Here is a 21,896-nt window from a genome sequence, read left to right as displayed (position 1 = left end):
GCTCGTGGACAAGATCGTACCAGCCACCGCCTATGATGTCGAAGCGATCCGCCGGGATTTTCCGATCCTGTCGACCACCGTCCATGGCAAACCGCTGGTCTATCTCGACAACGGTGCATCAGCACAGAAGCCGCAAAGTGTGATCGACGCGATATCGCACGCCTATTCTCGCGAATATGCCAACGTGCATCGCGGCCTGCACTTCCTCTCGAATGCGGCCACGGAAGCCTATGAGGCTGCGCGCGAAAAAGTGCGCCGCTTCCTGAATGCGCCCTCGGTGGACGATATCGTCTTCACCAAGAACTCGACCGAGGCGATCAATACTGTCGCTTATGGCTGGGGCATGCCCAAACTCGGCGAAGGCGACGAGATCGTCGTCTCCATCATGGAGCATCACTCAAATATCGTGCCCTGGCATTTCATCCGCGAGCGGCAGGGCGCCAAGCTGGTCTGGGTGCCGATAGACGACGACGGCGGCTTTCATATCGAGGATTTCGAAAAGAGCCTGACGGAACGCACCAAGCTCGTCGCGATCACCCATATGTCGAATGCGCTCGGCACGATCGTTCCGGTCAAGGAAGTCTGCCGCATCGCCCATGAGCGCGGCATTCCGGTGCTGATCGACGGATCACAAGGCGCCGTGCACCTGCCGGTCGATGTGCAGGATATCGATTGCGACTGGTACGTCATGACCGGTCACAAGCTCTACGGCCCTTCGGGAATCGGCGTGCTTTACGGCAAGAAGGACAGATTGCGCGAGATGCGCCCCTTCCAGGGCGGCGGCGAGATGATCTTCGATGTCACCGAGGACAACGTGACCTACAATGATCCGCCGCATCGTTTCGAAGCAGGCACGCCGCCCATCGTCCAGGCGATCGGGCTCGGCTTCGCGCTCGATTACATGGAGAGCGTCGGCCGTGAGGCAATTGCCCGGCACGAGGCCGATCTTGCGGCTTACGCGGCGGAACGGCTGCGGGAGATCAATTCGCTGCGCGTTTTCGGCACCGCGCCCGGTAAAGGCGGCATCTTCTCCTTCGAGCTTGCAGGTATCCATTCTCACGACGTCTCGATGGTGATCGACCGTCGAGGCGTTGGCGTCCGCGCAGGTACACATTGTGCCCAGCCGCTCTTGAAACGCTTCGGCGTGACCTCCACATGCCGGGCATCGTTCGGCATGTACAATACCCGCGCCGAGGTGGATGCCCTGGCCGATGCGCTGGAATATGCGCGTAAATTCTTTGCCTAAGGAGGCAAGCGATGTCACTCGATGAAAGCGAACAGAAGATTGACGTGCGCGAGGGCATCGTGCATTCCAACATTCCCGAGGACGAACTCGCGCGCCTGAGCGACGATGTCATCAGCGCGTTGAAGACGGTCTACGACCCTGAAATTCCTGCCGATATCTTCGAACTCGGCCTGGTCTACAAGATCGATATCGAAGACGACCGCATGGTGAAAATCGTCATGACGCTGACTGCGCCGGGTTGTCCCGTCGCCGGCGAAATGCCGGGCTGGGTCGAAAATGCGGTCGGTGCCGTGGAAGGAGTTTCCGGCGTCGAAGTCATCATGACCTTCGACCCGCCGTGGACGCCGGATCGCATGTCGGAAGAGGCGCAGGTGGCCGTCGGCTGGTATTGAAGCTTTTAGCCGCTCGCTTTACATTAAGACTCGAAGCACCGGATCTTGACCCCGGTTGCATTTAAGTGGGCATCGGCTGGTCCGAAAACCGGATCCACTTTTCGGGCCGATGCCAGAGGAGAATAAGCCCATGGGCTTTGCAGTAATGAGCATGACGGATGACGCGGCAGCGCGCGTCAAGTCAATCGTCGAGAATTCCGGTCCCGATGCCAAGGGCGTTCGCGTCGGCATCAAGAAGGGCGGCTGCGCCGGGATGGAATATACCATCGACCTCGTGACCGAACCGAATGCGAAGGACGACCTGATCGAGCGCGACGGCGCCAAGGTCTGGGTCGAGCCGTCTGCCGTGCTTTATTTGCTTGGCACCGAAATGGGCTTTGAAACCACGACGCTGCGCTCCGGCTTCACCTTCACCAATCCAAACCAGACATCGGCCTGCGGCTGCGGCGAATCCGTCGAGTTGAAGCCCGCCGATCTCGCCGCTTTGGCAGCACAGCGTCAGGCGGCTCCGCCTGTCTGAACAATCCTTACGCCGCCTTTATCAGGCGGCGTCCGATTTCCGTTCGACCACCGGCACCGGCGTCAGTTTCAGGCCAAGCGCCTTCACGACCTTCAGAATCGTCGCAAATTCCGGATTTCCGTCCCCACTGAGCGCCCGATAGAGAGCCGAGCGGTTCATACCGACATCCTTGGCAAGCTTGCTCATGTTGCGCGTTCGCGCCACGGCGCCAAGTGCTTTGGCGATGGAAGAGGGATCGTCGGTTTCGAAGGCGGCTGCAATATAGCCGTCCATGGCGTCCATGCTGATGGGTCTTTCCTCATCCATCCTATATGCCTTTCCATATAAGCCAGTCGCGGATGAGAGCGGGCTCGCTTTCATGCAAGCCATGTCCCGTCGGCAGCAGGTAGGCGCTGACATCTGCGTGGCAGTTCTCAAATTGATTTTTTCTATTCGACTTCCAGCGCCGTCTTTCGTCGCGCTATCAAAAACGCCGCGCGTCCGATCGGACATGCGGCGCTGTCATAGTGATTTTTCGCAATAGATTTATGTCGGCTATGAGCGAAGCGGCTGAGCCGCTTCGCTTTTTTGGAAAGCATTCACTCCGCGGCTTCGGCGTATGCCTCCACCGGCGGGCAGGTGCAGATGAGGTTCCGATCGCCGTAGACGTTATCGACGCGGTTGACGGGCGACCAGTATTTGTCGACCCTGAAGGCGCCTGGCGGGAAGCAGGCCTGTTCGCGGGAATAGGGCCGGTTCCACTCACCGACAAGATCTTCGACCGTGTGCGGCGCGTTTTTCAGCGGGTTGTCGATCTTGTCCATCCGGCCTTCTTCGATGGCGCGGACTTCCTCGCGGATCGCCAGCATAGCCTCACAGAAGCGGTCTAATTCAGCCTTGGTTTCTGATTCGGTCGGCTCGATCATCAGCGTGCCGGCAACCGGCCAGCTCATGGTCGGTGCGTGGAAGCCGCAATCGATCAGGCGTTTGGCGACGTCATCGACGGTGACGCCGGCGCTATCGACCAGCGGACGCGTGTCGATGATGCATTCGTGCGCCACACGGCCGGTCTTCGACTTATAGAGCACGTCGTAAGCACCGCTCAGCCGTGCCGCGATGTAGTTGGCGTTGAGGATCGCAACCTTCGTCGCCTGCGTCAGCCCTTCGCCGCCCATCATCAGGCAGTAGCTCCAGGAGATCGGCAGGATCGAAGCCGACCCGAAGGCCGCCGCAGACACCGCGCCGCTGCGGCCGTCCGTCTCCGGATGGCCGGGCAGGTGTGGCGCCAGATGCGCCTTGACGCCGATGGGACCCATGCCGGGACCGCCGCCGCCATGCGGGATACAGAAGGTCTTGTGTAGGTTCAGGTGACTGACATCGGAGCCGATATCGCCGGGGCGGGAGAGGCCGACCATGGCGTTCATATTGGCGCCATCGAGATAGACCTGACCGCCGTGCATATGCACGAGATCGCAAATCTCCTTCACCGTCTCTTCGAAAACGCCGTGCGTCGACGGATAGGTGATCATGCAGCAAGAGAGATTGGCGGCGTATTGCTCCGCCTTGGCGCGGAAATCCCCCATGTCGATATCGCCGTCATCGCTGACCTTAACGACGACCACCTTCATTCCGGCCATCTGTGCGGAGGCCGGATTGGTGCCGTGCGCCGAGGTCGGGATCAGGCAGATGTCGCGGTGCCCCTGACCATTGGCGATGTGGTAGTTGCGGATGGTGAGCAGACCGGCATATTCGCCCTGCGCGCCGGAATTCGGCTGCATCGAGAAGGCGTCATAGCCAGTTACGGCACAGAGCTTTTCCGTCAGATCATCGATCATCTCGCGATAGCCGAGGGCCTGATCGGCTGGCACGAAAGGATGAATATCCGAGAATTCCGGCCAACTTATCGGCAGCATCTCAGCCGTTGCATTAAGCTTCATCGTGCAGGAACCGAGCGGAATCATGGAGCGGTCGAGCGCCAGGTCACGGTCGGAGAGCCGGCGGATATAGCGGGTCATCTCGCTTTCCGCGCGATTCATGTGGAAGATCGGATGCGTCAAATATTCGCTTGTGCGCAACAGATTCTTCGGCAGGCGATAGCCGGATTCGAAGTCGGCAAGACGGAAATTACCGCCGAAGGCGCGCCAGACGGCTTCCAGCGTTGCGGGGCGCGAGCGCTCGTCGAGGCTCATGCCGATCTTGGTTTCGCCGACCTTGCGCAGATTGACGCCTTCGGCGACAGCCGCGCGCAGGATCAGGCCCTGCATATGACCGACCTCGACGATGATCGTGTCGAAGAAAGTCTCCGGTTCGATCTTGTAGCCGAGCTTTTCCAGCCCCTTTGCCATCAATACGGCCTTCTGATGCACCTGTTGGGCAATGGCCTTGATCCCCTGCGGACCGTGGAACACGGCATACATGGACGCCATGACAGCGAGCAGCACCTGCGCGGTGCAGATGTTCGACGTCGCCTTTTCACGACGAATATGCTGCTCACGCGTCTGCAGCGACAGGCGATAGGCGCGGTTGCCGCGGGCATCGACGGAAACGCCGACCAAGCGGCCGGGCATTGAGCGCTTATGGGCATCCTTGACGGCCATGTAAGCGGCATGCGGACCGCCATAGCCGACCGGCACACCGAAGCGCTGCGACGAACCGATGGCGATATCGGCACCCATTTCGCCCGGCGATTTCAGCAGCGTCAGCGCCAGCGGATCGGCGGCGACGACGGCGATGGCGCCGGTCTGATGAAGCCTTGAGATCAGGCCGGTAAAGTCATTGATGTGACCATGCGTACCCGGATACTGAAAAATAGCGCCGAAGACATCGACCGGATCGAGATCGGTGAAGGGATTGCCGACGACGACGGTCCAGCCCAGCGGCTCGGCGCGGGTCTTGATCAATGCGATGGTCTGCGGATGGCAATCCGCATCGACGAAGAAGGCCTTGGCTTTGGATTTCGCCACACGTTCGGCCATCGCCATGCCTTCGGCGGCAGCGGTCGCTTCGTCGAGCAGCGAGGCGTTGGCAACGTCGAGGCCTGTCAGATCGCAGATCATCGTCTGGTAGTTCAGCAGCGCCTCGAGGCGGCCCTGGCTGATTTCCGGCTGGTAGGGCGTATAAGCCGTGTACCAGGCCGGGTTTTCCAGGATATTGCGCTGGATGACCGGCGGCGTGATCGTGCCGTAGTAGCCCTGGCCGATGAGCGAGACGAGCACCTTGTTCTTGTTGGCGGTCTCGCGCAGTTTGTCGAGCGCCTCGCGTTCCGTCATCGGCGCAGCCCAGGCGAGCGGCGCCTTCTGGCGGATGGAGGGCGGCAGCGTCGCATCGATCAGCCCGTCGAGGCTGTCATAGCCGATCACCTTCAGCATATCGGCCATTTCCGACGGAGACGGGCCGATGTGGCGGCGATTGGCGAAATCGTAAGGCTGGTAATCCGTGAATGTGAATTCCGTAGGCGTATTCATTACGCGATGAGCTCCTTGTAGCCGGATTCATCCAGCAAACCATCGATATCGGCGACATTCCTAAGCTTCAGCTTGAAGAACCAGCCGGCGCCCATCGGGTCGGAATTGACGAGCGCCGGATCGGCGGTGATGGCTTCGTTGACCTCGATGATCTCGCCGTCCAGCGGACAATAGACTTCCGAAGCCGCCTTGACGGATTCGACGGTCGCGGCATCGTCACCCTTGGAGAAGCTGGCGCCGATCTCGGGCAATTCCACGAAAACGAGATCGCCGAGCTGTTCGGCGGCATGCGCCGTAATCCCGACGGTCGCAACATCGCCTTCAATGTTCAGCCACTCGTGTTCTTCGGTGAATTTCAGCATGGAGGATCCTCTCTGGAATATGATGTTTTCAGCGTTTGTAGGTTGGGGTGACGAAAGGCAGGGTGCAGACGGCGACCGGCAGGTATTTGCCGCGAACCTCGGCAAATACCCGCGTCCCCGGCGCAGCCAAGCCGACGGGCACATAGCCCATGGCAACGGGCGCTTCGACGCTCGGACCGAAGCCGCCAGATGTGACTTCGCCGATCTCGGTCTTGCCTTCGGCGTCGGCGTAAAGCTTGGCGTGGCCGCGCACAGGCGCCTTGCCTTCCGGCTTCAGACCGACGCGGCGGCGCGACGCGCCATTGTCTAGTTCGGCAAGGATGCGGCTGGCGCCAGGAAAGCCGCCAGTGCGAGCACCGCCTGTTTTGCGGGCTTTCTGGATCGCCCATTCGAGGGCGGCTTCCACCGGCGTCGTCGTCTGGTCGATGTCGTTGCCATAAAGGCAGAGCCCTGCTTCGAGGCGCAGGGAGTCGCGAGCGCCGAGGCCGATCGGCTGGACGTCGGGATGCTCGAGCAGCCGCTTGGCAATATCCTCAGCCTTGTCGGCCGGCACGGAAATCTCAAAGCCGTCTTCGCCGCTATAGCCAGAACGGGAGACAAGACAGGAAACGTCATGCAGGCGGCAATGGCGGACATCCATGAACTTCATATAGGCGAGATCCGCCCAGAGTTCGGCGAGAACCGAAACGGCACGCGGTCCCTGCAGCGCAATGAGGGCGCGATCAAGTAAGGTGACTTCGCAGCTATCGCCGATATGATCTTGAAGATGCTTGAGATCTGCATATTTGCAGGCGGCGTTGACGACCACGAAGAGATAATCATCCATATGGGTGATCATCAGATCGTCGAGAATGCCGCCTTTATCGTCGGTGAAGAAACCATAGCGCTGACGGCCTTCGGCGAGCCCGAGAATATCGACCGGCACCAGGCTTTCCAGCGCCAAAGCCGCATCCTCATATTTGCCGGAACGGGCGCGGATCGTGACTTGCCCCATATGCGAGACGTCGAAGACGCCGGCCGATGCGCGAGTCCAGAGATGCTCCTTGAGCACACCTGCGGGATATTGCACCGGCATCTCATAGCCGGCGAACGGCACCATCCGGGCACCGAGCGACAGATGCAGGGCATGAAGGGGTGTTTTCTTGAGGGCAGCGGTCTCGTCCAAATGACGCCTCCGGGGTTTGCGCTTAGCAAAAGCGCAGAGCTCAAAATTTCGGCGCGGCTGCGCCTTACGATGAGCCCCCTCTGTCGGTTTGCCTGAGATTGTTATCCCTTCGGCGAGCGCTTGCGCGCTTCTCTCCAGAGTTCCGTCTGCCCCTTGTTGGTCCTTTGGCCTGAGAGTTTCCGGGGCGGTTGCTCCTTCGGCACCGGCTTGCGCCGGATTCTCCCAACAAGGTTGACTGCCATTATCTGGTAGTCACCAAGGATGGCAAGGGGCAAATGTCGCCCTGAAACAAATTTTTGTCGTGTCTTTTGTTTGAGCAAATGCCGATATGCGCGACCGATCGATGCAGGGGACTTTGCAATCCCGTTTCCGGAGGCTATCCCATGAGGTGAACAGAGGAGCTGGGCAGGAGACAATGATGAACCGCAAACTCGCCGCCGCATTGCTGATTTCGGCGACCGCACTTTCCTTCTCCACTGCGGCCGCCATGGCCCAGCAGAGCAATGACATGAGCAAAATGCCCGGAATGCATATGGATTCGGACAAGGCGCCGGCGAATTCGGCGACCGCCAAGCTCGGCGATCTCGACATCAGCGGCGGTTATGTCCGCGCCATGCTGCCAGGCCAGCCCGTCGGTGGCGGCTACATTACCATCCACAATGGCGGCAGCAGCGACGACAGGTTGACCTCCGTCACGTCCGAGGCCGCCGGAAAGGTGGAGCTGCACGAGATGAAGATGCAGGGCGAGGTGATGAAGATGCGAGAAGTCAAAGAGGGCATCGCCATTCCCGCCGGCGCGACCGTGACGCTTTCGCCGAACAGCCTGCACATGATGTTCAAGCAGGTGAAGACGCCGTTCAAGCAGGGCGGCACGGTGCCGGTGATGCTGATGTTCGATAGGGCGGGCATGGTCGATATCAACCTGCCTGTCGTCGCACCGAACGCAAAATGAGGTTTGCCTAGCGCGAAGATGCGGCGCTGACAGAAAATTCCAGCCCTAGATAATTCCGGTTTCCACTTTTCGTCGAAATGCTCTAAAGCCACCTCAAAAGGCCGGGATGACCCGGCGCTGGGGCAAAGCCGCCCCAGTCGTTTGATTTGGCATGATCTTGTCCGAAACCGTTTGGCGCTTTGGACTCATGCCGTGGTTCTTGAAAGAAGAAGAATGGCCGGGATTGAGCATATCAAGGTCGAGCCCGACGAGGCCGGCATGCGCCTCGACCGCTGGTTCAAGGTACATTTTCCAGGGCTCGGCTTTGGGCAATTGCAGAAACTGATGCGGTCCGGCCAGGTACGCGTCGACGGCGGCCGTGTAAAGACGGACGCGCGCGTGCAGCCGGGACAGATGGTGCGCGTGCCGCCGCTGGATGTCGATGCCAAGGCGTCGAAGAGCGGTCCCATCGCCGGCAAGGAGCTTAAGCATTCCGGCGATGCCGAGCTTTTGGCACGCATGCTTCTGCACGAGGACGACAAGGTCTATGTGCTGAACAAGCCGGCCGGGCTTGCCGTGCAGGGCGGTTCCGGCGTCAGTCGCCATATCGACAAGATGCTGGAGGCCTGGACGAGCCAGAAGGGCGAGAAGCCGCGCCTGGTGCATCGCCTCGATCGCGACACCTCCGGCGTCCTCGTCGTTGCACGTACCCGCGGTGCCGCACAGAAGCTGACGGCCGCCTTTCGCGAGCGCGACACCAAGAAAACCTATTGGTCGCTCGTGAAGGGCGTGCCGCGCAAGCATGAGGACAAGATCTCTACTTGGCTGGTGAAGGAAGCGACCGCCGATGGCGACCGGATGCGCGTCGCCAAACATGGCGAGGAGGGTGCCGATCACGCGGTCTCCTATTACCGTGTCGTCGAAACCGCCGCGCAGCGCCTCGCTTGGCTTGAAATGGAACCCTATACCGGCCGCACGCACCAGCTCCGCGTCCATGCGCTGCATATCGGCCATCCGATCATCGGCGATCCCAAATATTTCGAGGACGATCCGAATTGGGATTTTCCCGGCGGCGTTCAGAAGCGGTTGCATTTGCATGCTCGCCATATCGATATCCCGCATCCGAATGGCGGGCGCCTGCGCGTCACCGCGCCGCTGCCGCCGCATATGGTACAGACCTGGAACCTTCTCGGCTTTGACGAGGCATCGGCGGGGGAGCCGGACGACGAATGAGGCTGGTGCTTTTCGATTGCGACGGGACGCTGGTCGACAGCGCCCGGCTGATCCATGAGGTCATGGCGCGCACTTTTGTCGATTTCGGCTACAAGCGTCCCGATGTCGCCTCCACCAAGTCGATCATTGGCCTGACTTTGGATATCGCCATTGCACGCATGCAGGGCAAGCCGCATGTCGATGACGAGGCGATCGCGATGACGGCGCATTACAAGTCGATCTTTACCGGCGTGCGCGACGAGGGAGATATGCAAACCCCGCTTTTCGACGGCATCAAACCGCTGGTCGAAACGCTGGCTGCCCACGATGAATTGCTGATCGGCGCCGTGACCGGCAAGTCGCGTCGCGGCCTGACGCATATCCTTGAAGTGAATGGCTTTACGCCCTATTTCGTGGTCTCGCGCACCGCCGATGATTGCCCCTCGAAGCCACATCCTGCGATGGTCATGGAATGCTGCAGCGAAACGGGCATGGACCCGCATGATACGCTCGTGATCGGCGATGCGATCTACGACATGCAGATGGCAAAAGCGGCGGGTGCGACGGCTATCGGTGTGGCCTGGGGTTATGCGTCGGTGGAAGAACTGCTGACCGCAGGCGCCGACAGGATCGCCCATCACCCGAACGACCTGTTGAGCCATATTCTGTGAGGTGACGCCATGCGCGACCTATTGAATGACCTTTCCGAAGGTCTGAGCCATCCTGATCCCATCCGTCGGGCGCAGATTCAGATGAAGAAGCCGCTGCCGAAACGCTTCTACAAGGATGTGAGCATCCGCGAGAGCGAAGACGGACATGTGATCGAGCTGGACGGCAAGGTGGTAAGGACGCCCGCACGCCGATCGCTCGCCGTGCCGACCGAGGCACTGGCAAAGCTGGTTGCGGCCGAGTGGACCCGGCAGGTCGATGTCATCGATCCTGCCGGCATGCCGGTGACGCGATTGGTCAACACGGCGCTCGATGGCGTCGCAAGCGACAGCCAGGCGGTATTCGAGGATATCCTGCGCTTTTCCTCCAGCGATCTGCTCTGCTATCGCGCAGATGGGCCGGAGCGCTTGGTGGAGCGGCAATCGGACCGGTGGAATCCACTGATCGACTGGGCCGCGCACGAACTCGGCGCCCGCTTCATCCTGGCCGAAGGCGTCATGCACCAGGAGCAGCCGCGCGAGGCAATCGCCGCGTTTGCCGTGACGCTGCGCAAATACGACACGCCGCTGGAACTCGCCAGCCTGCACACGATCACGACGCTGACGGGCTCGGCGATCCTGGCACTCGCTTTCGCCGAAGGCCGGCTGCCGCTCGGTGACGTCTGGTCGCTCGCTCATCTCGACGAGGACTGGACGATCGAACATTGGGGCCGTGACGAAGAGGCCGAGCAGCGCCGCGCCCAGCGCTTCGAAGAGTTTCAGGCGGCCACGGATGTTTTTTCCGCGCTTCGCAGTTGAATATTGTTGATTTACAGTCCGTTATATCGAAATCTGCATCCCACGGGTTGGGAATTTCGGGACGCGAATCATGTTATCGTTGAGGTCGGGTGCGATATCGGCGCTCGCAGGATGTTTGGCGCTGGCGGCATGCTCGAGCTGGTCGCTCACGCCGCAGCCGTCCACCCCGGCCTATGATGTGCGCAGTGCCACCGTGGTTGCCGATCAGGCAGTGCCGCCTGTTTCTCCTGCGCTGATTTCGAGCCTCAACGAACGCGTCAATGCGGCCATCGCCGTGACGACCCGCGATACACCCCTGCCGAAGGTGTCGCTCACCATCCGCCTGACGGATGTTCGCAAGGCAGGGAGCTTCAACCACGACCGCAACACGGCGAAAATCAATATCGATGCTGCTGCCGTCGATACCGGCGCCGTGCTTGCCATCGCCTCTTTCGATACGGCGAATTTCACTCCGGACCCGATTGCGGCCGATAATCTCATGGCCGAAGATATCGCCGCCCGCATCCGCTCCATCTTCGTCCTGAAAACGCCGACGCTGGTGAACTGAGCCGACGGCTTCAAACTGCTGCCGTGCCATGCTAAGCCGGATAAGCGGAGAAGAGGGCCATCATGAAAGAAATCCTGCAGGAATTGGAACGTCGCCGGGAGATCGCAAGACGCGGAGGCGGGCAGGCGCGTATCGATGCGCAGCATGCGCGCGGCAAGCTGACGGCGCGCGAGCGCATCGAAATCTTCCTCGATGAAGGCTCCTTCGAGGAGTTCGACATGTTCGTCGAGCATCGCTCGATCGATTTCGGCATGGACAAAACCAAGATCGCCGGCGACGGCGTGGTCACCGGCTGGGGTACGGTCAACGGCCGCACCGTTTTCCTGTTTGCCAAGGATTTCACCGTCTTCGGCGGCTCGCTTTCGGAAGCGCATGCCGAGAAGATCATGAAGGTCCAGGATATGGCGCTGAAAAACCGCGCCCCGATCATCGGCATCTATGATGCCGGCGGAGCGCGCATTCAGGAGGGTGTGGCGGCGCTCGGCGGCTATGCCGAGGTTTTCCAGCGCAATGTGCTCTCTTCCGGCGTCATTCCGCAGATCTCAATCATCATGGGCCCCTGCGCCGGTGGGGACGTCTATTCGCCGGCTATGACCGATTTCATCTTCATGGTGCGCGACACCTCCTACATGTTTGTCACCGGCCCTGACGTGGTGAAGACCGTCACCAACGAGACGGTAACCTCGGAGCAGCTTGGCGGCGCTTCGGTGCATACGACGAAGTCCTCGATTGCCGACGCTGCCTACGACAACGACATCGACACGCTGCTGCAGGTGCGCCGGCTCATCGATTTCCTGCCTCAGTCGAATACCGCGGCCCTCCCGGAAATCGAGTGCTATCAATCGGTCACCGATCCCGACGGCTCGCTCGACACGCTGATCCCCGCCAATGCCAACAAGCCCTACGACATCAAGGAGCTGATCCTGAAGGTGGCGGACGAGGGGGATTTTTTCGAGATTCAGGCAAGCTTCGCCAAGAACATCGTCTGTGGCTTCGGCCGCATCGAGGGTGCGACGGTAGGATTCGTCGCCAATCAGCCGATGGTGCTGGCGGGCGTGCTCGACAGCGACGCCTCGCGCAAGGCGGCGCGTTTCGTGCGCTTCTGCGATTGCTTCAATATCCCGATCGTCACCTTTGTCGACGTACCCGGCTTCCTGCCGGGGACCGCGCAGGAATATGGCGGCTTGATCAAGCATGGTGCCAAGCTGCTCTTCGCCTATGCGGAAGCCACGGTGCCGAAACTCACCGTCATCACCCGCAAGGCCTTCGGCGGCGCCTATGACGTCATGGCGTCGAAACATCTTCGCGGTGACCTGAACTATGCCTGGCCGACGGCACAGATCGCCGTCATGGGTGCCAAGGGCGCTGTCGAGATCATCTTCCGCAAGGATATCGCCCATCCCGACAAGATCGCCGCGCATACGAAGATGTATGAAGACCGCTTTCTGTCACCCTTCGTCGCCGCCGAACGCGGATATATAGACGAAGTGATCATGCCGCACTCGACCCGGCGGCGGCTGGCGCAGGGGCTCAGAATGCTGCGCAACAAGGATCTGACCAATCCCTGGAAGAAGCACGATAATATTCCCCTTTAAATATGTGACAACAAGTCACGGATTCTACACGGAAAATTGAACGACTGTCAGAAGCCGTGTCTTCACCTGCGCCTACATACAAACTAATAGTGACTCCCAGAAGATAAACTGGAGTAAAAGATGACACTTTCCGAACGCTTGAACCAATATCAGCCCTATGCCTTAACCTTGCTACGCGTCATAATCGGCCTCCTGTTTATGGAACACGGGATGCAGAAGCTTTTCGGTTTCCCGGCTGGTGGTCATGCTGATGGTCCGCTGCCCACACTGATGTTGGTTCAGGGCATTCTGGAAGCCTTCGGCGGCCTTGCAATTCTCCTCGGTTTCTTCACGCGCCCTGTTGCGTTCATTCTGAGCGGCAATATGGCGGTCGCTTATTTCATGGCGCATCAGCCGAAGGACTTCTTCCCGGTCAACAATGGCGGCGATGGGGCAATTCTGTTCTGCTTCGTCTTCCTGTTCCTGGTCTTCGCAGGCCCGGGCCTTCTGGCCGTCGACAATCGCAGCAAATAAATGCAATCGCCGGGCTCGGATCGATATCCAAGCCCGGCGAATAATTTCGCCGTTCGCGTGTTGACTCCGACATCAGTGGAAAGCGACCATATTCCCTAGAGGTACTGGCCGCCTTCTCAGTTCAAACGGAGATTTTCATGTCGGCTTTCGAGCGCCTGTCGCAATATCAGCCCGCCGCTCTTGCGATCCTCAGAATCGTGACCGCACTGCTGTTCCTCGAGCACGCAACGCAAAAGCTCTTCGATTTTCCCCCGGCGCCCTTTGAAATCTCGACATTGTTTTTCGTAGCCGGTGTGATCGAACTTGTCGGCAGCATTCTGATTCTGGTTGGGCTCTTCACCCGGCCCGTCGCCTTCATCCTCAGCGGTGAAATGGCCTTCGCCTATTTCATGGTGCATGCACCAATGGGCTTCTTCCCAGCCAACAATGAGGGCGACGGCCCGATCTTGTTCTGCTTCATCTTCCTGTTCCTGGCGTTTGCGGGACCAGGCGTCTGGGCGCTGGACAATCGCCAGCGCTCATAATGCTACTTAAGGCTCAGGCGACGAGCTTGAGCCCGGCAATGCCTGCGACGATCAGGCCAATACAGAACAGGCGAACGAGGGTCGCGGGATCGCCCAGCAGCCAGATGCCTAGCAGCACAGTGCCGACCGTGCCGATACCGGTCCAGACGGCGTAAGCCGTGCCCATCGGCAAGGTCTTCACGGCCAGACCAAGTAGCACGACGCTCGCCACCATAGAAATGATGGTGAGACACGTTGGAATCGGTCGTGTGAAGCCTTCGGTATATTTCAGGCCGACGGCCCAACCGATTTCAAACAGACCTGCGAGGAAAAGCAAGAACCAAGCCATGTTACGCTCCCGTTTAAGAGCAAGGCCGTCCCCGCGGTGTCTTATGGCCGGCAATCAAGTGCCGCCCGCCGCAGTCGTCTGCGCGGGGAAATATATGCCTCAGTTGAATCGCTCTTTCAAGTTGGGGACGGCATGGCTGCTATGCCACCCGTTTCATGCCAGCCGTTCGGCATGCCACTTCAGATGATCGTCCATGAAGCTGGAGATGAAATAGTAGGAGTGATCGTAGCGCTCGTGCATGCGCAGTGTCAGGCCGATGCCGGTGTCTTTGATCGCCTCTTCGAACAACCATGGACGCAGACCTGTTTCAAGGAAGCTATCAGCCTTGCCTTGGTCGATCAGGAATTCCGGAAAGCGCGCCCCGTCCTCGACCAATGCGCAGGCGTCGTATTTCCGCCATGCGGTCTTGTCGGCACCAAGATACTTTTCAAGCGCCGGCGCCGACCAATCGGCGGTCGAGGGCTGCACGATCGGGGCGAAGGCAGAGCAGCTCTTGAAACGATCCGGATTTTTCAGAGCAATCGTCATTGCGCCATGGCCGCCCATGGAATGGCCGAAAATGCCTTGCCGGCTCATGTCCATGCGGAATTGCTGGCTGACGAGGGCTGGCAGTTCCGCGGTGATGTAGGTGTACATCTTATAGTTCTCGGCCCAAGGCTCTTCGGTGGCGTCGAGATAGAAGCCGGCGCCTTTGCCCATCTGCCAATTGGTCAATTCGTCAGGAACGTCATTGCCGCGCGGGCTGGTATCCGGGCAGACAACGATCAGGCCAAGTTCGGCCGCCATGCGGCGATATTCGCCTTTTTCCATCACATTGGCATGGGTGCAGGTGAGGCCAGAGAGATACCAGACGACCGGGCAGGGCTCCTTGATCGCCTGCGGCGGCACGAAAACCGCGAAGGTCATCTCGCACTGGCAAGCTTCCGATTCATGCGAAAAGACACCCTGCATGCCGCCGAAAGCGGTGTTCTGGGAAATGATGTTCAAGACTGACCTCCAGGCGAATTATGAGCTTTGGCACGCCGGCAAAGGCGATCGAAGGTTTCGAGAAAAGCGGAGCGGTCGCGTGGCGAGAAAGCGGCGTTGTAGCCTTTGCTTTCGCCGGTCTCGCGCAGATGTGCGCCAAGATCGCGCATCGCGGTGACCATGCCGATATTGGCATTGTCGAAAACACGGCCAGTCGGTCCGGTCACCAGCGCGCCGGAGGCGACGCAACGGCCGGCCAGCGGCACATCGGCCGTTACGACGATATCGCCAGGACCGGCATGTTCGGCGATCCAATTGTCGGCGGCGTCGAAAGCGTTGGAGACGATGATGTTTTTCACCATCGGATCGCGCGACGGGCGGAGGCCAGAATTGGCGACGAGCGTCACCTCGATGCCGTGGCGCTCGGCCACTTTCAAGATTTCCGGCTTCACCGGACAGGCATCGGCATCGACGTAGATCATGGGAGCAGAAATTGCTTCATTGGAGAGCGCTGCGCATCCGGCCGAACGCGCAGTCGCGGTTTAGCGAAGTCCGCCAGCAGTGGCCAGACTTATTCCCTTAATGTGCCCGCTTTTTTCGCAGCCCAGGTTGCGAGAACATCCATAAGCGTCGGGTTCAGGCAGTCGTAGGGCTCAAGGCGAAGCTCCTTCAGCCGGCTGCGAACGGAGGCCATGGCAGATGGAGGCGTTCCCGACTCGATGATCGACGAGACGAATGCGGCGAAGGTGGGTTCGGGCCAGCCGCTTTCCTGAAAACGTTCGGGATGAATGAAATCCAGGCCCTTGAAGGCGTGATCGCGCTCTACCGGGCCGTACATGTGCACGCCGCACTCCTTGCAGGCGTGCCGCTGGATCAAGGCGTCAGGATCCACGACCGCAAGCTTATCGCCGTTTTCCAGGACCTTGACGTTTTCATGCGGCGTGACGGCAACGATCGAAAAGGCCGCGCCATTCGGCTTCCAGCATTTCGTGCAGCCGCAGGCGTGGTTATGAGCAATCCCACCGGTGATGGCGACTTTGACGGGGCGATCGGTGCAGGCGCAAACCAGCGTCCCACCGCTGAAATTCGCCTGTCCGGCCTTCACTCCGCCGTCGAGCGCCGGATGTATCGATACTTGACTTGGCATGTTCAGCTTCCTCCTCCTTGGTTGCCCACGGCCCCCAAATCAGTATCGATTTGGAAAGGCCGCGTGCCATTCAAAGTCGTGCAAGATTCTCCCGCATATCTGGATTGGCGATCGCCTTAAAGCTCGTCGCGATCTTTCAGATTCGCTCCCATGCTTTAGATTGTTGTTTGTGCATGCCGTTTTCGCAAAACCGCCGCACACTTTTGCGCGACATGCATTAGGCTGTGGTGACGATTTAACTATTTAAGCCAGATCATGATGCTTGCGATCTTGATGAAGCCGAGGAAGTTGGCGGCGAGTTTGTCGTATCGCGTTGCGATGCGACGCCACTGTTTGAGCTTGGCAAAGAAGCTCTCGATGCCCCATCGCTGTTTATAAGCAATGCGATCATAGCCATGCTGATACTTGCGATGACGACGCGGCGGGATGACCGGCTCGCCGCCTTGGTCAAGGATGATGTCGTGCAGGCTGTCGGCATCGTAGGCGCGGTCAGCGAGCACCTGGTTGGCAGGCAATCCCCGCACGAGATCACAGGCCGGCGCCATATCGTTCTGCTGGCCTGGGCCAAGGTGGAAACGAACCGGTAGCCCGAGTGCATCCACTACTGCATGGATTTTGCTACCAAATCCGCCACGGGAACGACCGAGAGCCTGGGCTTTCGTTCCCCCCTTTTACGGCGCCCGCCAGCCGCTTGTGCCTGCGCCCGGATCACCGTGGCATCGATCGACAGCCACTCCATGTCCGGAGCGGCTGTCACCGCTTCGAAAATCCGGTCGAATACGCCCTGTTCGATCCAGCGATAGTAACGTCGTTTGACCGTCTGATAGGGGCCGAAACGATCTTCAGGCAAGTCACGCCAACGTGCACCGGATCGGGCCAGCCACAAGATCGCATCGAAGAACCGGCGCCCGTCGCTGCGGGGGCCGCGTCGACCTTTGCGCCCGCCGGGAACGAACGGCTTCAGACGCTCCCATTGATCATCTCGAAGAATTTCACCATCCATCGCCGACCTCCAAAAGTCAGCGTTGAATCTGATTTGCTCCCAAAACGGAACCCCAATTCCTTAATTCGTCACTACAGCCTAGTAAAGCACCACGCTGCGGATGCTCTCGCCCGAATGCATCAGCTCAAAACCCTTGTTGATGTCTTCGAGCGGCATGGTGTGGGTGATCATCGGATCGATCTGGATCTTGCCTTCCATGTACCAGTCGACGATCTTCGGGACATCGGTGCGGCCGCGCGCGCCGCCGAAGGCCGTGCCCATCCAGGTGCGGCCGGTGACGAGCTGGAACGGCCGCGTCGCAATCTCCTGGCCGGCGCCGGCAACGCCGATGACCACCGATTTGCCCCAGCCGCGATGCGAGGCTTCCAGCGCCTGGCGCATCACCTTGGTATTGCCCGTGCAGTCGAAGGTGTAATCCGCTCCGCCGATCTGGTCGGCACCGCGCTTCGTCATATTGACGAGGTAAGGCACGATGTCGTCGCCGATTTCCTTCGGATTGACGAAATGCGTCATGCCGAAGCGTTCGCCCCATTCCTTCTTGTCATTGTTGAGATCGACACCGATGATCATGTCGGCCCCTGCCAGCTTCAGGCCCTGGATGACGTTGAGACCGATGCCGCCGAGGCCGAAGACGACCGCGGTTGAACCGATCTCCACCTTGGCGGTGTTGATGACGGCGCCGATGCCGGTGGTGACGCCGCAGCCGATATAGCAGATCTTGTCGAAGGGGGCGTCCGGGTTGACCTTGGCAACGGCAATCTCCGGCAGCACCGTATAATTGGCAAAGGTCGAGCAGCCCATATAGTGATGGATCTTGTCCTTGCCGATCGAGAAGCGCGACGTTCCATCCGGCATCAGGCCTTGGCCTTGGGTGGAGCGGATCGCCGTGCAGAGATTGGTCTTGCGGCTGAGACAGGAGGGGCATTCGCGGCATTCGGGCGTATAAAGCGGAATGACGTGATCGCCCTTCTTGACGGAGGTCACACCGGGGCCGACATCGACGACGATGCCGGCGCCTTCATGGCCGAGGATCGCCGGAAACAGGCCCTCCGGATCGGCGCCCGACAGCGTGAAATCGTCGGTATGGCAAATGCCGGTCGCCTTGACCTCGACCAGCACCTCACCGGCCCTCGGGCCATCGAGCTGAACGGTCATGATTTCCAACGGTTTACCGGCGGCAACGGCTACGGCGGCGCGTACGTCCATTGTTTCCTCCCTCTAAATTAATGATTTGGTTAGCGCGACATTGGCATGGTCGCTGTGGGTGGCTCAAGCGAAAAATCGGGCGTTTCGTACCGAATACGAATTAGGCGAATTCCATGATCACGGCATCGACCGCAAGACTCTCGCCCGGTTTTGCATTGATCTTCCCGACGATCAAGTCGCGCTCGGCGCGCAGGACGTTCTCCATCTTCATCGCCTCGACAATCGCCAACGTTTCGCCGGCCTTGACCTCCTGACCCTGCGCAACGGCAATAGCGACGACAAGGCCGGGCATTGGGCAGAGCAGGAGCTTCGACGTGTCCGGCGGCAGTTTGACGGGCATCAGCTTGTCTAGTTCCGCCTGGCGCGGCGTGAAGACCTTGGCTTGGGCGGAAAGTCCCTGCCAGTCGATACGCAGGCCGTTGAGGAAAGGGCGGATTTGAGCCGTTACCTTCCGCCCGCCAACCGTTCCGGCCCAGACGGCATCGCCCGGGCGCCACTCGGTCGCGACGGCCAAAGTCCCGCCGTCGATCTGCATCTCCATCTCGAATGGAATGGTCACGAGCCCGTCCTGCAGCGTCACGGGAACATAGTCTGCCCCGAGCTTGACCACCCACTCCTCACGCAGCGGCCCCGCCGCCGGCCGTAGCCTGTCGGCATAGCGCTCGCGGCGGTTGGCATCGACAAAGCCACAAGAGAGTGCGACGGCGGCAAGTATCGCCGATTCGCTTTTGTCCGGCATCATCGGCGCAAAACCGCCCGGATATTCCTCGGCGATGAAGCCGGTGGAAAGGCGGCCTTCGCGCCAACGCGGATGCTTCATCAGCGCCGACAGGAACGGCATGTTGTGTGCGATGCCGTCGACGACGAAACCGTCCAGCGCCTCGCCCATGGCCTCGACAGCTTCGAGCCGCGTCGGTGCCCAGGTGCAGAGCTTGGCGATCATCGGGTCATAATACATGGAGATTTCAGCGCCCTCGAAGACGCCGGTGTCGTTGCGAATGATGGTATGGCCGGTCTTGCCCTCGCGGGGCGGACGATAGCGGGTCAACCGGCCGATCGAAGGCAGGAAGTTTCGATAGGGGTCTTCGGCATAGAGTCGGCTTTCGATCGCCCAGCCGTTCAGCTTGATGTCATCCTGGGCAAAAGGCAGCTCTTCGCCGGCGGCGACCCGGATCATCTGTTCGACAAGATCGATACCGGTCACAAGCTCCGTAACCGGATGCTCGACCTGCAGGCGGGTGTTCATTTCGAGGAAATAGAAATTGCGGTCGCGATCGACGATGAACTCGACCGTTCCGGCGCTCTGATAATCGACCGCCCTGGAGAGCGCGACGGACTGTTCGCCCATGGCTCTGCGCGTGGCCTCGTCGAGGAAAGGCGAGGGCGCCTCTTCTGCAACCTTCTGATTCCGGCGCTGGATCGAGCATTCACGCTCGCCTAGATAGACGACATTGCCGTGGGCATCCGCCAGCACCTGGATTTCGATATGCCTGGGATCGACTACGAATTTCTCGATAAAGACGCGGTCGTCGCCGAAGGAGCTTTTCGCCTCGGAGCGCGCACGCTCGAAACCATCGCGCACTTCTTCGGCATTCCAGGCGATGCGCATGCCTTTGCCTCCGCCGCCGGCGGAGGCCTTGATCATCACGGGATAGCCGATCTCGGCTGCGATCTTTTCAGCGTGGTCGGCATCGTCGATGACACCGAGATAGCCGGGCACTGTGGAAACCTTGGCGGCATTGGCGAATTTCTTCGATTCGATCTTGTCGCCCATCGCCCTGATCGCCTTCGGCTTCGGACCGATGAAGATGATGCCTTCCTTCTCCAGCGCCTCGCAAAAGGAGGCACGCTCGGAGAGAAACCCGTAGCCCGGGTGCACCGCTTCCGCGCCGGTCTCCTTGCAGGCCGCGATGATCTTTTCGGCAACGAGGTAGCTTTCGGCCGCGGGGGCGGCACCGATATGCACGGCTTCGTCAGCCATTTCGACATGCAGAGCGTCACGATCGGCGTCGGAATAGACCGCCACCGTCAGGATCCCCATCCGGCGCGCCGTCTTGATCACGCGGCAGGCGATCTCGCCCCGGTTGGCGATCAGGATTTTCTTGAACATGGAAACTCCGCCCAATGCATAGCCCTGTCAGCGTTTTAGCCACAAATCGCGCCGGCGGTCCATGCGGAAGATGGGCGTATTCAGGCCGATTTCATCGCTCGCGACTGAACACGCTCGCGCCAGATGATGAAGAGGCCAGATCCGACGATAATGAAGATGCCGATCCATTTGGAAACATTCGGAAAGTCCCCGAACAGCGCATAGCCTAGAATGGTTGCCGAGATGATCTCGAAATATTGAAAGGGCGCCAGCAGCGACAGCGGCGCCAGCCGGAAGGCACGGACAATCAGCATATGCGCATAGCCGGAGATCGTGCCGAGAATCAGCAGCAATGCGAGACCGAGCCAGGAAGCGGGCAGGGACGGTGCAAAATCAGCAACGCCGGCCGATGCCCCTACCCAGAGCGCACCCGCCATGAAGATAGTGCCGCCAATGCCGGCCATCGTCTGCATGGTCAACGGCGAATCGGCTTCGCCGACAGCGCGGTTCATGAAAAGATAAAGCGCGTAGAGAAAGGCGCAGGCGACCGGCAGCAAGGCTTTCCAGCCGAAAATCTCGAAACTCGGCTGAATGACGATCATCGCGCCGCCGAAGCCGACGACGATTGCCAACCAGCGCCGCCAGCCGACCTTGTCGCCAAGAAACAACGCCGAAAGGGCGGCCAGCATGAAGGGTTCGACGAAATAGATCGCGAAGACATCGGCAAGCGGCATGTATTTCACCGCAACGAAAAACAGCAGGCTTGCCGCGCCGTGCAGCGCGCCGCGCAAGAGGTTCATCCACGGCCGCTTGGCCGAAAGTGCTGCCCATCCGAAGACAGCGAAGAGCGGCGGCAGGGTGCAGACGAGCTGGAAGAAGAAGCGGTAGAAAGTGATCTGTCCCGGCGACATCGCCTCGAAGGTCGCCATGTATTTGGCGATCGCGTCCATCACCGGCAACACGATCATGGCGCTGGCCATGATGGCCATGCCTTGTAGCGGATTTTGACGGGCAGAGGCGACTGATATTTGGGACATGACGGGCCATCAAACACAGGAGCCTCATCCAATCAAGATGCGGCATCAACGTCCGTTGCCAATTCATCACACCATTGCGTACAAAACGCCGGACTTTCCCAATTCGGCCATATCACGGTGGCGGCATGACGCCCCTAGACCTATGTCTGCGTGGCAAATCCGCTAGAAAAAATGGGCGCGCCGTCAGAAATTCGCCGGCGTGAC

23 protein-coding genes and 1 riboswitch are annotated in these 21,896 nt (G+C 59.9%); of the genes, 11 read left to right on the top strand and 12 right to left on the bottom strand.

The window, feature by feature from the left end; genetic code table 11:
* The first annotated feature begins 4 nt into the window (after positions 1 to 4).
* The 3 genes from QA646_RS07400 (at position 5) to sufA (ending at position 2,158) form a co-directional block, all read left to right on the top strand.
* Positions 5 to 1,246, top strand: a complete 1,242-nt coding sequence (locus QA646_RS07400) for a cysteine desulfurase (protein WP_283058398.1) — start codon at positions 5 to 7, stop codon at positions 1,244 to 1,246.
* 11 nt (positions 1,247 to 1,257) lie between these two features.
* On the top strand, positions 1,258 to 1,638 hold the full coding sequence (locus QA646_RS07395; protein ID WP_283058397.1) for an SUF system Fe-S cluster assembly protein: 381 nt from the start codon (positions 1,258 to 1,260) through the stop codon (positions 1,636 to 1,638).
* A gap of 130 nt (positions 1,639 to 1,768) precedes the next feature.
* Complete coding sequence (sufA, locus tag QA646_RS07390) at positions 1,769 to 2,158, top strand: Fe-S cluster assembly scaffold SufA (protein ID WP_283058395.1); 390 nt, start codon at positions 1,769 to 1,771, stop codon at positions 2,156 to 2,158.
* A gap of 21 nt (positions 2,159 to 2,179) precedes the next feature.
* On the opposite strand, the gene QA646_RS07385 is transcribed toward sufA, so the two are convergent.
* The 4 genes from QA646_RS07385 to gcvT all read right to left on the bottom strand — a co-directional run bounded on the left by QA646_RS07385 (position 2,180) and on the right by gcvT (position 7,128).
* Positions 2,180 to 2,464 (bottom strand): addiction module antidote protein, encoded by a 285-nt coding sequence (locus tag QA646_RS07385; RefSeq protein ID WP_283058394.1) that lies wholly within the window; start codon positions 2,462 to 2,464, stop codon positions 2,180 to 2,182.
* A 272-nt stretch (positions 2,465 to 2,736) separates the two neighbouring features.
* Complete coding sequence (gene gcvP, locus QA646_RS07380; protein WP_283058393.1) at positions 2,737 to 5,601, bottom strand: aminomethyl-transferring glycine dehydrogenase; 2,865 nt, start codon at positions 5,599 to 5,601, stop codon at positions 2,737 to 2,739.
* Entirely contained in the window at positions 5,601 to 5,963 is a 363-nt protein-coding gene (gcvH, locus tag QA646_RS07375) for a glycine cleavage system protein GcvH (protein WP_283058392.1), read from the bottom strand. The genes gcvP and gcvH overlap by 1 nt, the downstream gene beginning before the upstream one ends.
* A gap of 28 nt (positions 5,964 to 5,991) precedes the next feature.
* Positions 5,992 to 7,128, bottom strand: a complete 1,137-nt coding sequence (gene gcvT, locus QA646_RS07370; protein WP_283058391.1) for a glycine cleavage system aminomethyltransferase GcvT — start codon at positions 7,126 to 7,128, stop codon at positions 5,992 to 5,994.
* Positions 7,129 to 7,275: 147 nt separating this feature from the next.
* A riboswitch (glycine riboswitch) is annotated at positions 7,276 to 7,363 on the bottom strand.
* 183 nt (positions 7,364 to 7,546) lie between these two features.
* Here gcvT and QA646_RS07365 point away from each other — a divergent pair.
* The 8 genes from QA646_RS07365 (at position 7,547) to QA646_RS07330 (ending at position 13,916) form a co-directional block, all read left to right on the top strand.
* Entirely contained in the window at positions 7,547 to 8,080 is a 534-nt protein-coding gene (locus QA646_RS07365) for a copper chaperone PCu(A)C (RefSeq protein ID WP_283058390.1), read from the top strand.
* Between the two features lie 213 nt (positions 8,081 to 8,293).
* Positions 8,294 to 9,292: an RluA family pseudouridine synthase gene (locus QA646_RS07360; RefSeq protein ID WP_283058389.1), complete on the top strand. Its 999-nt coding sequence runs from the start codon at positions 8,294 to 8,296 to the stop codon at positions 9,290 to 9,292.
* Positions 9,289 to 9,942, top strand: coding sequence for an HAD-IA family hydrolase (locus tag QA646_RS07355; RefSeq protein ID WP_283058388.1), 654 nt, complete (start codon positions 9,289 to 9,291; stop codon positions 9,940 to 9,942). The genes QA646_RS07360 and QA646_RS07355 overlap by 4 nt, the downstream gene beginning before the upstream one ends.
* 9 nt (positions 9,943 to 9,951) lie before the next feature.
* Entirely contained in the window at positions 9,952 to 10,737 is a 786-nt protein-coding gene (locus QA646_RS07350; RefSeq protein WP_283058387.1) for an ATP12 family chaperone protein, read from the top strand.
* Between the two features lie 70 nt (positions 10,738 to 10,807).
* Positions 10,808 to 11,284: a hypothetical protein gene (locus QA646_RS07345; RefSeq protein WP_283058386.1), complete on the top strand. Its 477-nt coding sequence runs from the start codon at positions 10,808 to 10,810 to the stop codon at positions 11,282 to 11,284.
* A 62-nt stretch (positions 11,285 to 11,346) separates the two neighbouring features.
* A complete protein-coding gene (locus tag QA646_RS07340) occupies positions 11,347 to 12,879 on the top strand; it encodes an acyl-CoA carboxylase subunit beta (protein ID WP_283058385.1) in 1,533 nt (510 codons plus the stop codon).
* A gap of 120 nt (positions 12,880 to 12,999) precedes the next feature.
* Positions 13,000 to 13,392: a DoxX family protein gene (locus QA646_RS07335; protein ID WP_283058384.1), complete on the top strand. Its 393-nt coding sequence runs from the start codon at positions 13,000 to 13,002 to the stop codon at positions 13,390 to 13,392.
* 137 nt (positions 13,393 to 13,529) lie between these two features.
* Positions 13,530 to 13,916 (top strand): DoxX family protein, encoded by a 387-nt coding sequence (locus QA646_RS07330; RefSeq protein ID WP_283058383.1) that lies wholly within the window; start codon positions 13,530 to 13,532, stop codon positions 13,914 to 13,916.
* Positions 13,917 to 13,929: 13 nt separating this feature from the next.
* Here the strand turns inward: QA646_RS07330 and sugE are convergent, their stop codons facing one another.
* From sugE to QA646_RS07290, 8 genes are all read right to left on the bottom strand, one after another.
* Positions 13,930 to 14,244, bottom strand: coding sequence for a quaternary ammonium compound efflux SMR transporter SugE (gene sugE, locus QA646_RS07325; RefSeq protein ID WP_283058382.1), 315 nt, complete (start codon positions 14,242 to 14,244; stop codon positions 13,930 to 13,932).
* A gap of 153 nt (positions 14,245 to 14,397) precedes the next feature.
* A complete protein-coding gene (gene fghA / locus QA646_RS07320) occupies positions 14,398 to 15,231 on the bottom strand; it encodes an S-formylglutathione hydrolase (protein WP_283058380.1) in 834 nt (277 codons plus the stop codon).
* Positions 15,228 to 15,692 carry a YaiI/YqxD family protein gene (locus QA646_RS07315; RefSeq protein ID WP_283058379.1) on the bottom strand — a complete coding sequence of 155 codons (465 nt, stop codon included), beginning with the start codon at positions 15,690 to 15,692 and terminating at the stop codon, positions 15,228 to 15,230. Before QA646_RS07315 ends, fghA begins: the two co-directional genes overlap by 4 nt.
* Positions 15,693 to 15,781: 89 nt before the next feature.
* Positions 15,782 to 16,357 carry an S-(hydroxymethyl)glutathione synthase gene (gfa, locus tag QA646_RS07310; RefSeq protein ID WP_283058378.1) on the bottom strand — a complete coding sequence of 192 codons (576 nt, stop codon included), beginning with the start codon at positions 16,355 to 16,357 and terminating at the stop codon, positions 15,782 to 15,784.
* A gap of 239 nt (positions 16,358 to 16,596) precedes the next feature.
* Positions 16,597 to 17,360, bottom strand: a protein-coding gene (locus QA646_RS07305; RefSeq protein WP_283055990.1) for an IS5 family transposase whose coding sequence is annotated in 2 segments (ribosomal slippage) — positions 16,597 to 17,030 and positions 17,030 to 17,360 — 765 coding nt in all. Because the reading frame shifts where the segments join, the coding sequence is not laid out codon by codon here.
* Positions 17,361 to 17,438: 78 nt separating this feature from the next.
* Entirely contained in the window at positions 17,439 to 18,566 is a 1,128-nt protein-coding gene (locus tag QA646_RS07300; RefSeq protein ID WP_283058377.1) for an S-(hydroxymethyl)glutathione dehydrogenase/class III alcohol dehydrogenase, read from the bottom strand.
* A gap of 100 nt (positions 18,567 to 18,666) precedes the next feature.
* Entirely contained in the window at positions 18,667 to 20,676 is a 2,010-nt protein-coding gene (locus tag QA646_RS07295) for an acetyl/propionyl/methylcrotonyl-CoA carboxylase subunit alpha (RefSeq protein ID WP_283058375.1), read from the bottom strand.
* 80 nt (positions 20,677 to 20,756) lie between these two features.
* Positions 20,757 to 21,692 carry a DMT family transporter gene (locus tag QA646_RS07290; protein WP_283058374.1) on the bottom strand — a complete coding sequence of 312 codons (936 nt, stop codon included), beginning with the start codon at positions 21,690 to 21,692 and terminating at the stop codon, positions 20,757 to 20,759.
* Positions 21,693 to 21,896: the final 204 nt, after the last annotated feature.

It is taken from the genome of Rhizobium sp. CB3090, assembly GCF_029714285.1.
Taxonomy (GTDB): domain Bacteria; phylum Pseudomonadota; class Alphaproteobacteria; order Rhizobiales; family Rhizobiaceae; genus Rhizobium.
Note: the sequence above shows the minus strand (reverse complement) of the source record. Positions and strands in the feature narration are given on the sequence as shown.

Bases quoted from the DNA above. Each gene is read 5' to 3' on its own strand.
- QA646_RS07395 (WP_283058397.1), top strand. From the start codon at position 1,258: ATGTCACTCGATGAAAGCGAACAGAAGATTGACGTGCGCGAGGGCATC.
- sufA (WP_283058395.1), top strand. From the start codon at position 1,769: ATGGGCTTTGCAGTAATGAGCATGACGGATGACGCGGCAGCGCGCGTC.
- QA646_RS07385 (WP_283058394.1), bottom strand. From the start codon at position 2,464: ATGGATGAGGAAAGACCCATCAGCATGGACGCCATGGACGGCTATATT.
- gcvP (WP_283058393.1), bottom strand. From the start codon at position 5,601: ATGAATACGCCTACGGAATTCACATTCACGGATTACCAGCCTTACGAT.
- gcvH (WP_283058392.1), bottom strand. From the start codon at position 5,963: ATGCTGAAATTCACCGAAGAACACGAGTGGCTGAACATTGAAGGCGAT.
- QA646_RS07365 (WP_283058390.1), top strand. From the start codon at position 7,547: ATGAACCGCAAACTCGCCGCCGCATTGCTGATTTCGGCGACCGCACTT.
- QA646_RS07360 (WP_283058389.1), top strand. From the start codon at position 8,294: ATGGCCGGGATTGAGCATATCAAGGTCGAGCCCGACGAGGCCGGCATG.
- QA646_RS07355 (WP_283058388.1), top strand. From the start codon at position 9,289: ATGAGGCTGGTGCTTTTCGATTGCGACGGGACGCTGGTCGACAGCGCC.
- QA646_RS07350 (WP_283058387.1), top strand. From the start codon at position 9,952: ATGCGCGACCTATTGAATGACCTTTCCGAAGGTCTGAGCCATCCTGAT.
- QA646_RS07345 (WP_283058386.1), top strand. From the start codon at position 10,808: ATGTTATCGTTGAGGTCGGGTGCGATATCGGCGCTCGCAGGATGTTTG.
- QA646_RS07340 (WP_283058385.1), top strand. From the start codon at position 11,347: ATGAAAGAAATCCTGCAGGAATTGGAACGTCGCCGGGAGATCGCAAGA.
- QA646_RS07335 (WP_283058384.1), top strand. From the start codon at position 13,000: ATGACACTTTCCGAACGCTTGAACCAATATCAGCCCTATGCCTTAACC.
- QA646_RS07330 (WP_283058383.1), top strand. From the start codon at position 13,530: ATGTCGGCTTTCGAGCGCCTGTCGCAATATCAGCCCGCCGCTCTTGCG.
- sugE (WP_283058382.1), bottom strand. From the start codon at position 14,244: ATGGCTTGGTTCTTGCTTTTCCTCGCAGGTCTGTTTGAAATCGGTTGG.
- QA646_RS07315 (WP_283058379.1), bottom strand. From the start codon at position 15,692: ATGATCTACGTCGATGCCGATGCCTGTCCGGTGAAGCCGGAAATCTTG.
- gfa (WP_283058378.1), bottom strand. From the start codon at position 16,357: ATGCCAAGTCAAGTATCGATACATCCGGCGCTCGACGGCGGAGTGAAG.
- QA646_RS07300 (WP_283058377.1), bottom strand. From the start codon at position 18,566: ATGGACGTACGCGCCGCCGTAGCCGTTGCCGCCGGTAAACCGTTGGAA.
- QA646_RS07295 (WP_283058375.1), bottom strand. From the start codon at position 20,676: ATGTTCAAGAAAATCCTGATCGCCAACCGGGGCGAGATCGCCTGCCGC.
- QA646_RS07290 (WP_283058374.1), bottom strand. From the start codon at position 21,692: ATGTCCCAAATATCAGTCGCCTCTGCCCGTCAAAATCCGCTACAAGGC.